This is a genomic window from Saccharothrix hoggarensis, assembly GCF_042678885.1.
GTDB lineage: Bacteria > Actinomycetota > Actinomycetes > Mycobacteriales > Pseudonocardiaceae > Actinosynnema > Actinosynnema hoggarensis.
In genome coordinates this window covers 1-10,407 of record NZ_JBHTLK010000001.1, presented here as the reverse complement: position 1 = coordinate 10,407, position 10,407 = coordinate 1, and the positions used below count along the sequence as shown (strand labels likewise).

Below are 10,407 nucleotides of genomic sequence, written 5' to 3'. Positions count from 1 at the left end.
CTTTGCTCGAGCGGGCGTTGGCCATCACCGAAGCAGCCTACGGTCCTGACCACCCCGACATCGCTGCTGTCCTGAACAACCTCGCTGGCGCGCTGCATAACCTGGGTAGGCCTGGCTACGCCCAAGTGCTGCTTGAACGGGCGCGAGAAATACATAGGCAGGGCACAAACCCGTAGCTTTTAGAGCACGCCCAACACGCTCTCGACCTTTACAGCACCGTTGACCTCTCCTACGCCTTGGACTAACAGATGTTGGAAGCGAGGTGCGCGACCAGGTGAGCTGGTTCGCCGCGTGTCTGGGCGACTTCGATACCGCACGCGACCACTGCTACGCCGCGCTCAACCTGCACAGGAATCACAACAATCACGCGAGCGAGGCGGACACTCTGGACAGCCTCGCGTACGTTGCCCACCGCTGTGCCTGCCGAAAGGGACTGTAAAACGAGCGGTGTAACTCCTGATCAAGGATGGCGCACCTGATGACCGAGATGATGTCCGGCGTGGAGAACGTCGAGGACGCCAAGCCCGAGACCGCCTTGGAGGGCCTGGACGAGCAGCTGGTCGACCAGCTGGTCAGCCGGGCCCGCGCCGGTGGCCTGAAGCTCACCGGTGAGGGCGGGGTGCTCCAGCAGCTGACCAAGCGGCTGCTGGAGTCGGCCCTGGCGGGTGAGATCACCGATCACCTGGGCTACGACAAGCACGACCCGGCCGGCCGCGGGACGGGCAATTCGCGCAACGGCACCCGCTCGAAGTCCGTGCTCACCGACGTGGGTCCGTGGAGATCGACGTGCCGCGCGACCGCAACGCCGAGTTCGAGCCGCGGGTCGTGGCCGAGCGGCAGAAGCGCCTGACCGGCGTGGACGAGATGGTGATCTCGCTGTTCGCCAAGGGTCTGACCACCGGGGAGATCTCCGCGCACCTGGCCGAGATTTATGGCGCCGACGTATCCCGCCAGACCATCTCCACGATCACCGACAAGGTCGTGGAAGGCATGGTCGAATGGCAGAACCGGCCTCTCGACCCGGTCTACCCGGTGGTGTTCATCGACGCCATCCACGTCAAGATCCGCGACGGGCAGGTGGCCAACCGGCCGATCTACATGGCGATGGCCGTGACCTGCGAGGGCCACCGTGACATCCTCGGAATGTGGGCAGGGGACGGCGGCGAAGGCGCGAAGTACTGGCTGCACGTGCTCACCGAGCTGCGCAACCGCGGCGTCGCCGACGTGCTGATGCTGGTCTGCGATGGGCTGACCGGCCTGCCCGACGCGGTCACCACGGTCTGGCCGCGCACGATCGTGCAGACCTGCTCGTGCACCTGCTGCGCAACAGCTTCCGCTACGCCGGCCGCCAGCACTGGAACGCCATCGCCAGAGCCCTCAAACCCGTCTACACCGCCCCGACCGAGGCCGCCGCCAAGGAGCGGTTCGCGGAGTTTCGTCGACGCCTGGGGCGCCCGCTATCCGGCCATCGTCCGGCTCTGGGACAACGCCTGGGCCGAGTTCGTGCCCTTCCTCGCCTTCGACGTCGAGATCCGGCGGGTGATCTGCTCGACCAACGCCATCGAGTCCGTCAACGCCCGCATCCGCCGCGCAGTCAAGGCTCGCGGCCACTTCGGGAGTGGAGAGCGACGGCGGTCAGCGCCTGGCTCGCCGTGTCGTCCACGGACTTATCGAGCAGTGTCGGCAGGTCGTGGGGTGTGGAGTGCATCGCCGTCACCAGGGCCACGGCGTGCCGGACGGAGTCCACGGCCATGCCCGCGGCGTTCGGCGCCCTAGTGGCGCCTGCCGCGCGCACGCGCCGTTTGCTCTGTCTGCGGCGGTCCTTCTTCCTGCGGTTGGCTTTGCTCACAATCCCGTCCAGACGTCGGCGCAGTCCGACACCGCTTCAGCTCAAGCGGCGACTCTATCGGCAACGAGGCCCGAACGTCCGCCTTGACACCCGTCTGGCGTCAAGGCGGACGACTGGATCAGGCGGAGCCGTTCTACCCGTTGTCGGATCAGTCGACTGGTGTACTGAGCAGAGTCGTGAGTGCCCTGACCGGGTAGACGATCAACAGGTGCAGTTGTGGTGCGCCGAGCAGCGCGACGGTGTCGCCGGTGCGGATGCCGGTCAGGTCGCGGAGACCTGCGGGGATGAACACCTGGTGGCGGGTGTCGATTCGGTTCGGGCTGTCGGGGGCGAGTCCGATGGTGATCGCTTGGCCGCGTAGTCGTGCCGTGGTGGTCTGTCCTGGGTGCCAGTTCAGGGCGTTGAGTAGTTTGCGTGCCGGGGCTCTGCCGGAGTGGTCGAGGATTCCGGTGGTCAGCAGTAGTTCGGTGTCGTCGAGTTTCGGTGTGGCGTGGATCGTGGTTAGCGGTGGGGTCGGTTGGGGTGTGGGTGGGCTGAACAGTGGTGTGGGGCGTTCGGTCATGGTTGTGGGGTGAGGATGGGGAAGGCGGGGAGGCCGCTTTCGGGTGGGGGTGTGGTGGCCAGGGGGTGGGGTTCGCCGGTGTAGGCGGCGAGTGCGGTGGCGAGGTCGGCGATGGTGGGTTTGGTGTAGACGGCGGTGGTGTCGTCGCTGCGGGGGTGGGCGTGGCCTGCGTAGCCGCGGGCGATGGAGGGGCCGTAGTGGCGTTCGACCCAGGTGAGTGTGGTGTGGCGTAGCCAGTGGGTGGAGATGTTGCGGGCGGTGACCCAGGGGAGTCGGTCGCCGAGGCGTTGCCAGAGGCGGTCGTAGCGGCGGTGGTTGATCGGGTCGCCGTTGTTGTAGCGCAGCAGGGGTTCGGGAGTGGGTTTGCCGTTGCCGCGGTGTTGGCGGTGGGCCAGCAGTGAGGCGATCAGGGTGGGGCTGGCGGGTTGCCAGCGGACGGTGTCGTTCTTCTCGCGAAGCTGGATCAGGCAGGTGGTGGGTTCGATGTCCTCCTCGCGCAGGGCCAGTGCGCCGCCGCGTCGGCAGGCGGTCTCGAGGTGGAGGCGGAACAGCAGGGTGTCGAGCACGGTGTCGCGTCCGCTGGCGGTGACTGCGTCGGCCAGCCCGGTGATTTCGGCTGCGCTGAGGCCTTGTCGGGTGGTGGGGCGTCGTCGGGGTTTGGCGAGTTTCGCGGCGGGGTTGTGGTGGGGTGGCAGGAGGTTGTCGTTGATGGCGCGGGCGTAGACGGCGCGCATGGCGGACAGGAAGTGTTCGGCGACGGAGTGGCCGCCGCGGTCGTTGCGTCGCATGCGGCGGTTGGCGACCAGCAGCCGCATGAGGGCCTCGATCTCCGAGGGGGTGACCTCGTCGAGGCGTTTGTCGCCGAAGGTGTCGGTGATGTGGGCCCAGTAGGTGCCGTAGGTGCGTTTGGCGCCGGCGCCCGATGCCGCGATGACGTGGGGGATGTAGTCGCGGAAGGTGGGCAGGTCCGTGGGGACCCACATCAGGTCCTCGGGGGTGAGACCGAGTTGGGTCAGCAGCAGGCGGGCGGCTTGCACGGTCTTGGGGTCGGTGCTCAAGAGGTCCTCGCGTCGGTGGTCTTTGGCCGGAGTCCGGGGCGCTGAGCAGCGGTTTCGATCTTGCTCGGTGCCGGGCGGCAAGTTGTACCATCGTTGGTACGGACTCGCACGGCGACGCGTACCAACGTTGCCCCCGTGCCTGCGTCGCCGGTCCACCCGCTTCTCGCGGAGAACCGCGCGCGATTCGGCCACCGCCTCGCCGCCCTGCGTCAGAGTCGCGAGTGGACACAGGAACAGTTGGCAGAGGCCAGCGGATTCGACCGCAAGACCATCAACCGCATCGAGAACGGCCGACACTCGCCCAGCCTCGACCGCGTCTTCGTCCTCGCCGACGCGCTCGGCGTCGCACCGCTCGAACTCTTCCGCTGGCCGGAGTCCTGAACCACCCGATCGTGTGGCCCATGTGCGTTGTCCACATGTACGACGGTATGTCCAGTTCGGACTGACGTCAGGGGTCTGCTGCCGGAAGTCGGCAAGGGAGCCGGTATGTGCCGGTGATAGGCCCTGTGGGAGTGGCCAGCGCTTTGCAGGCCTGATTCGGCGTTCGGGGATGTCGGGTCGTGCGGACAGGTGGAAGCACGTCCGGTTGGCGGTCGCGTCGGCACCGGTCGGAAAATGTGAGAAGTATTCGTATCGGGGTGGTGGTTCAGCTCTTTCGACCACGCAGGAGCGGGAGAAATCCCCGCGCCGATGGGCCGTTCGGAGCAAAGGGGAGGTGTGGTCCAGGCCAAAAAGTAGCGCCTGGTGCTCGCGTGAGCACCAGGCGCTACTTTTTCACTGGAATTCCAGCCCAACTGGTGTCCGAGGGGGGACTTGAACCCCCACCCCCTTTCGGGGACTAGCACCTCAAGCTAGCGCGTCTGCCATTCCGCCACCCGGACCTTCGGCTCTCGCCGTGGTGTGTGCATAGGTTACATGATCGTTCTCGGTGGCCAAAATCGGGGTCCGTGGTTGGGTGGTTGTGGGGCGTTGTCGCTGGTCGGGCGACTGGCGGCCGTCGCGTCCGGACGCTGCGGAGGTTCGGCTCGCATGGTGTGGGGGTGGAGTCGGCGCGGGTGGGTCGTGGCGGTGACTGTGGGGAGTGGCGGGGGAGCGTTGGCGGTCGGGTGGCGGTGGGCCTGGTTGCCGGGGGTGGAGGGGTGGGTTCGGTGAGAGTTGAGGTCTGTCGACCGCACATTCGGGTGGTTGGGTGTGCCGGTGATCACACTCTAATAGGCTTAGGGGTTGTAAACCGCCCTGTTGCGGAATGGCGGGAAATCGGTGGCTGAGTTGTGGGGCCGGCGTTCGGGATCGGTGCAGTTCCGCACTGTCCGAACGGGACTGGTGCGGCCGGATGGCGGTCTGCCGCGAAACTGAGTCTAGGCCACGTGGGGCGAAATATTCCCATCCACCAACATGTTTTGTGCTCAACCAATCGGTGGATTGATGGTCAAATGACCGGTATGTACAGTCGAATAAGTAACTCGTCACCTGGAATTTAACGTGGTGGCGGCGTGCTGTTCATCTCACGGGGGCACCTCCGCCGGAGGGCTCTCGGTCGTGGTCAACGTCGACCACTCTCCTGCTGTCCGACCTGCAGGACGCTGCGGCCTCACGGCACGGCGTCCTTAATTGGCGTGCACAACTTCACCCGAGGGGGGACAGGTGGTCACTTCGCCACCGGACACGCGCGGGCAATCGGCGGTGCACGCGGTGTTGCGCCATGCGGCCTACCCGGTTCTCCTGCTGCTCGTGGTGGGTACCGGGGTGTGTGCGATCGTGCTGGAATGGGACCCGGCGGTGGTCAGTCCGCTGTTCCTGATCGGCGTCATCGGGTACTTCACCGCGCTCGAACGCATCATCCCCTTCAACCCCGAATGGCACCCGAACGCCCGTGAATGGGGCTGGTACGGCCTGTACTTCATCTTGACCGCGGTCGGGGCGGCGATCGCCCAGCTGCTGGTCACGCTGCTGGTGGGGGCGCTGGCGCCGACGGCGCCGTCGTGGCCTGCCTGGGCGGAACCGCCGGTGGCGCTGCTGCTCGGGTCGCTCGGCAGCTACGTCATGCACCGACTGGGGCACACGAACCGATTCCTCTGGCGATTCCACGGCGTGCACCACGTGCCGCAAAAAGTGAACGTCGCCAACAACGGCGTGAACCACGTCTTCGACATCGTCATCGCCCAGGGCGTCGTGCAGGTCTCGCTCGCCCTGGCCGGTTTCTCCGCACCGACGGTTCTCGCGGTCGGCATGTTCGTGACCGCTCAGGGCTACTTCACCCACGCGAACGTCGACGTGGGCATCGGCCGGCTCAACCACGTGCTGGCCAGTCCCGAACAACACCGCCTCCACCACAGCTCGAATCCGGCCGAAGCGGGGCACTACGGCTCCGACCTCGCGATCTGGGACCACCTCTTCCGCAGCTACACGTGGGCTCCGGGACGGGTTCCGGCCGCTATCGGCCTTTTCGACCCCACGTCGTTCCCCCGCACCGACGCGTTCCTGGCGAGCTTCCTGCACCCGTTCCGGCCGCGACGGCGCGCCGCCAATCGGGCCACCGCACCGGAGCCGCCTGCCTAGACGAAGGCGACGTCACACCCTGCGCCGGCTTTTCGCCGGATCTCCTCACGCGACGCTCCGCACTCCGCGGCGGTGCCTGGTCGCGCTGCTCTCGAAAAGGACTGCGACTCCATGCCAGAAAGCATTTCCCCGACCTCCCCGGACGACCGCTTCGCGATAATCGGGATCGGCTGCCGCCTGCCCGGTGGCGCCTCCGATCACCGCGCCTACTGGCGGAACCTCCTGGACGGCAAGGACTGCATCACCGACACCCCGCCGGACCGCTACGACGTCGGCACGCTCGGCAGCCGTGACAAGACCAAGCCCGGCAGGCTGGTCGGCGGGCGCGGCGGCTACATCGACGGCTTCGACGAGTTCGACCCGGCGTTCTTCGGCATCAGCCCCCGCGAGGCCGAGTACATGGACCCGCAGCAGCGCAAGCTCCTGGAGGTCGCGTGGGAGGCGCTGGAGGACGGCGGTCAGCGTCCCGGTGAGCTGGCCGGCGCGGACGTCGGTGTGTTCGTCGGCGCCTTCACCCTCGACTACAAGATCCTCCAGTTCGCCGACCTGGGCTTCCGCACCCTGGCCGCGCACACCGCCACCGGCACGATGATGACGATGGTGTCGAACCGGATCTCGTACTGCTTCGACTTCCGCGGACCCAGCGTCTCGATCGACACGGCGTGCAGCTCGTCGCTGGTGGCGGTGCACCTGGCTTGCCAGAGCCTGCGCCGCGGTGAGACGAGCCTCGCCCTGGCGGGCGGCACGTTGCTGCACCTCACCCCGCAGTACACGATCGCCGAGACCAAGGGCGGGTTCCTGTCGCCGCAGGGACTCTCGCGCACCTTCGACGCCTCCGCCGACGGGTACGTGCGCGCCGAGGGCGTGGGCGTGGTGGCGATCAAGCGCCTGGCCGACGCCGAGCGCGACGGCGACCCGATCCACGCCGTGATCATCGGCAGCGGCGTCAACCAGGACGGCCGCACGAACGGCATCACCGTGCCCAGCGCCGACGCGCAGGTGCGGCTGATCAAGCAGGTGTGCGCGGACGCGGGCATCACGCCCGGCGACCTCCAGTACGTGGAGGCGCACGGCACCTCCACGCCGGTCGGCGACCCGATCGAGGCGAACGCGCTGGGCCGGGCGCTGGCCGAGGGCCGTGCGCCCGGCGCGCCCGTCTACGTCGGCTCGGTGAAGACGAACATCGGCCACACCGAGTCCGCGGCGGGCATCGCCGGCCTGATCAAGACCGCGCTGGCGCTGGAACACCGGCTCATCCCGCCGCACATCAACCTCGAACGGGTCAACCCGGAGATCGACCTGGACGCGCTGCCGTACGACATCCCCACCGAGGTGGTGCCGTGGCCGGAGCACGAGGGTCCGGCGCGGGCGGGCGTGAACTCGTTCGGCTTCGGCGGCACCAACGCGCACGTGCTGCTGGAGGAGGCTCCGCCTCGGCGTGCGCCGCGGAACGACGCCGTCACGGCGCCGGCCCGCACCGTGCTGCCGCTGTCCGCCCGCGATCCGGGCGCGCTGGCCGAGCTGGCCGGCGGCATCCGCCGTGAACTGGCCGAAGGCGCTTCGGTCGCGGACGTCGGCTACACGCTGGCGCACCGGCGGCAGCACCACGAGCACCGGTTGGCGATCACCTACTCCACGGCGGAAGACCTGGACGCCGCGTTAGCGGCCCACGAGCGCGGCGAAGCGCACCCCGACGTGGTGGAGAACCAGGCGCCCGCCGACGGGCGGAACCCGGTGTGGGTGTTCACGGGCATGGGCCCGCAGTGGTGGGCGATGGGCCGCGGGATGCTGGCGTCCGAACCGGTGTACCGCGAGGTGATCGAGCGGGTCGACGCCGAGATCCGCCGCCAGGCGGGCTGGTCGCTGATCGAGCTGATGGCGGCCGACGAGGCCGACTCGGCGATGGGGGAGACGTGGCTCGCCCAGCCCGCGAACTTCGCGGTGCAGGTCGCGCTGGCGGCGGTGTGGCGGTCGCGGGGCGTGAGCCCGGCCGCCATCGTCGGGCACAGCACCGGCGAGATCGCCGCTTTCTGCGAGGCGGGCGTGTACTCGCTGGCCGACGCCGTGGACGTCGTGCTGCAGCGCAGCCGGCTCCAGCAGAAGCTCGTCGGCACCGGCACGATGCTCGCCGTCGGCCTGACCGAGGACGACGCCGGCGCCCGCGTGCTGCCCTACGGCGACCGCGTGTCCGTCGCCGCCGTCAACTCCCCGACCGCGGTGACGCTGGCCGGTGACGCGGACGCCCTCGAGGAGCTGCGCGAGGCGCTGACCCGTGACGGTGTGTTCGCCAAGTTCCTGGCCGTCCGTGTGCCGTACCACAGCGCCCGCATGGAGGCGATCAAGGACGAGCTGATCACCGCGCTGTCCGGGTTGCGCGCCCGGGAGGCCGTGGTCCCGCTGTACCTGACCGGCCGCGAGGGGCGTGCGCGCGGGCCGGAGCTGGACGGCGGGTACTGGTGGGACAACGTGCGCGACCGCGTGCGGTTCCGCGCCGCCGTGGACGCCATCGCCGCCGACGGCCACCGGCTGTTCCTGGAGATCGGGCCGCACCCCGTGCTGGCGCACTCCATCGCCGAGTGCCTGGCCGCGCACGGCGTCGAAGGCCGCGCCGTGCCGTCGATCCGCCGCCAGGAGGACGAGCCCGCGCGGCTCCACCGGTCCCTGGCGGAGCTGCACACGCTGGGCGTGCCGGTGGACTGGGCGGTGCTGCAGCCCGCGGGCGCGACGATCCCGCTGCCGCGCTACCCGTGGCGGCGCGACCGCTACTGGGTGGAGCCGGCGCCGGTCGAGCAGGTCCGACTGGGGCACCGCGACCACCCGCTGCTGGGCCGTCGCGTCGAGGGCGCGGAGCCCACGTGGGAGGCCCGCATCGACGTCGAGGACCTGCCGTACCTCGACGACCACCGCATCGAGGACAACGCGCTGTTCCCCGCCGCAGGGTACGTCGAGATGGTCGCGCAGGCCGTCCGGGCGCTGACCGGCGGCGCGTCGGCGGCCATCGCCGACCTGGAACTGCGCAAAGCGCTCTTCGTGTCCGACACCGAGTCCCGGCTGGTGCGGCTGTCGTTCTCCGGCGAGAACGCCGGGTTCACCGTCGCCTCGGTCACCGACGGCGCCCAGGAACGCGTCGTGCACGCGGCGGGGGTCGTCCGGGCCGGGCAGCGGGGCGAGCCCGGCGCACCGCCCGACCTCGACGCCATCCGCGCCCGGACCGAGCGCGTCGCGGGCTCGGACTGCTACGCCGCGCTGGCCGGTCTCGGCTACCACTACGGGCCCGCCTTCCAGGGCATCGACGAGGTCTGGGTGGCCGAGGGCGAGGCGTTGGCGCGCATCCGACCGACCGCGGGCATCGACGCCGCCGGGCACCACGTGCACCCGGTGCTGCTCGACTCGTGCTTCCAGACCTTGTTGACGCCGCTGCTGGCCGCGGGTCCGGCCGCCGGGTCGACGGGCATCCGGCTGCCGCTGTCGATCGGGGAGGTCCGGCTCGACCCGGTGGGCGACCAGGAGTTGTGGGCGCACGCCGTGATCACCGACCGCGACGGCGGCGACCTGGTCGGCGACATCCACGTCTACACCGCCGACGGCACGCCGCTCGGCCACGTCCGCGGGTTCCGCGCCGCCGACGTCGAGAAGGCCGCCACGGCGGTCGGCCGGTCCACCATCGACAGCTGGCTGGCCAAGGTGGCGTGGACGGCGTGCCCGCCCGCGCCCGAGCCGGACCGGGCCGAGGGCCGCTGGCTGCTGCTGGCCGACGCCGGCGGTGTCGCCGACGAGCTCGCGGTCGCGTTGCGCGCCACGGGCAGGCACTGCCACCTCGTGCGCCCCGGCCGCGGCTACCGGCGTGGCCGGTGGGAGTCCACGGTGACGCCGGGGGAGTCCGCCGACCTGTCCCGGCTGGCCGCCGACCTCGCCGACGAGCACGGCACGCCGTTCGAGGGCGTGGTGCACCTGTGGAACCTGGACGCGCCGGACGTGGACGGCCTGTCCCGCACGGACCTCGACCAGAGCACGGACCTGGGCGCGTACTCGCTGGTCGTCCTCGCGCAGGCGCTGCTCGCGGGCGAGCTGACGGGCAGGCTGCACGTCGTCACGCGCGGCGCGCAGGCCGTGTTGGACGGCGACCCGGTGCGGCCGCTGGGCGCCCGGGCGTGGGGGATCGGCCGGGTGCTGTGGCACCAGGAGCTGACCGCCCACCGCGGCAAGCTGGTCGACCTGGCGCCGACCCGCCCGGACGGGCCCGACGCCCGCCGGGCCGAGGTCGAGGCGCTCCTGCGGGAAGTGCTCGCGGCCGTCGACGCGGAGGTCGACGGCGTCGGCGTGGTCGACGAGATCGCCCTGCGCGGCACGGACCGGCACACCAGCCGGCTGCGGTCGGC

At 69.8% G+C, this 10,407-nt stretch carries 6 protein-coding genes, 1 tRNA gene and 1 pseudogene; 5 read left to right on the top strand and 3 right to left on the bottom strand.

All coding sequences use genetic code 11. The annotated features are described in order from the left end of the window. Positions 1 to 2: 2 nt before the first annotated feature. Both ACFQ3T_RS00040 and ACFQ3T_RS00035 read left to right on the top strand, forming a co-directional pair. Complete coding sequence (locus ACFQ3T_RS00040; RefSeq protein ID WP_380718441.1) at positions 3 to 176, top strand: tetratricopeptide repeat protein; 174 nt, start codon at positions 3 to 5, stop codon at positions 174 to 176. Between the two features lie 302 nt (positions 177 to 478). After that, positions 479 to 1,763 (top strand): annotated as a pseudogene (locus ACFQ3T_RS00035) (IS256 family transposase); the annotation flags it as partial. A gap of 234 nt (positions 1,764 to 1,997) precedes the next feature. On the opposite strand, the gene ACFQ3T_RS00030 reads toward ACFQ3T_RS00035, so the two are convergent. Both ACFQ3T_RS00030 and ACFQ3T_RS00025 read right to left on the bottom strand, forming a co-directional pair. Further along, a complete protein-coding gene (locus ACFQ3T_RS00030) occupies positions 1,998 to 2,411 on the bottom strand; it encodes a hypothetical protein (RefSeq protein ID WP_380718447.1) in 414 nt (137 codons plus the stop codon). After that, positions 2,408 to 3,469, bottom strand: coding sequence for a tyrosine-type recombinase/integrase (locus ACFQ3T_RS00025; protein ID WP_380718294.1), 1,062 nt, complete (start codon positions 3,467 to 3,469; stop codon positions 2,408 to 2,410). The genes ACFQ3T_RS00030 and ACFQ3T_RS00025 overlap by 4 nt, the downstream gene beginning before the upstream one ends. 135 nt (positions 3,470 to 3,604) lie before the next feature. On the opposite strand from ACFQ3T_RS00025, the gene ACFQ3T_RS00020 reads away from it, so the two are divergent. Beyond that, positions 3,605 to 3,850, top strand: coding sequence for a helix-turn-helix transcriptional regulator (locus ACFQ3T_RS00020; protein WP_380718292.1), 246 nt, complete (start codon positions 3,605 to 3,607; stop codon positions 3,848 to 3,850). Between the two features lie 414 nt (positions 3,851 to 4,264). On the opposite strand, the gene ACFQ3T_RS00015 is transcribed toward ACFQ3T_RS00020, so the two are convergent. Further along, a tRNA-Leu gene (locus tag ACFQ3T_RS00015) sits at positions 4,265 to 4,350 on the bottom strand. Between the two features lie 763 nt (positions 4,351 to 5,113). Here ACFQ3T_RS00015 and ACFQ3T_RS00010 point away from each other — a divergent pair. Both ACFQ3T_RS00010 and ACFQ3T_RS00005 read left to right on the top strand, forming a co-directional pair. Further along, positions 5,114 to 6,028, top strand: coding sequence for a sterol desaturase family protein (locus ACFQ3T_RS00010; protein WP_380718291.1), 915 nt, complete (start codon positions 5,114 to 5,116; stop codon positions 6,026 to 6,028). A gap of 111 nt (positions 6,029 to 6,139) precedes the next feature. Further along, positions 6,140 to 10,407 (top strand): type I polyketide synthase (locus ACFQ3T_RS00005; RefSeq protein WP_380718290.1); only part of this gene is annotated, 4,268 nt, incomplete at its 3' end.

Bases quoted from the DNA above. Each gene is read 5' to 3' on its own strand.
- ACFQ3T_RS00030 (WP_380718447.1), bottom strand. From the start codon at position 2,411: ATGACCGAACGCCCCACACCACTGTTCAGCCCACCCACACCCCAACCG.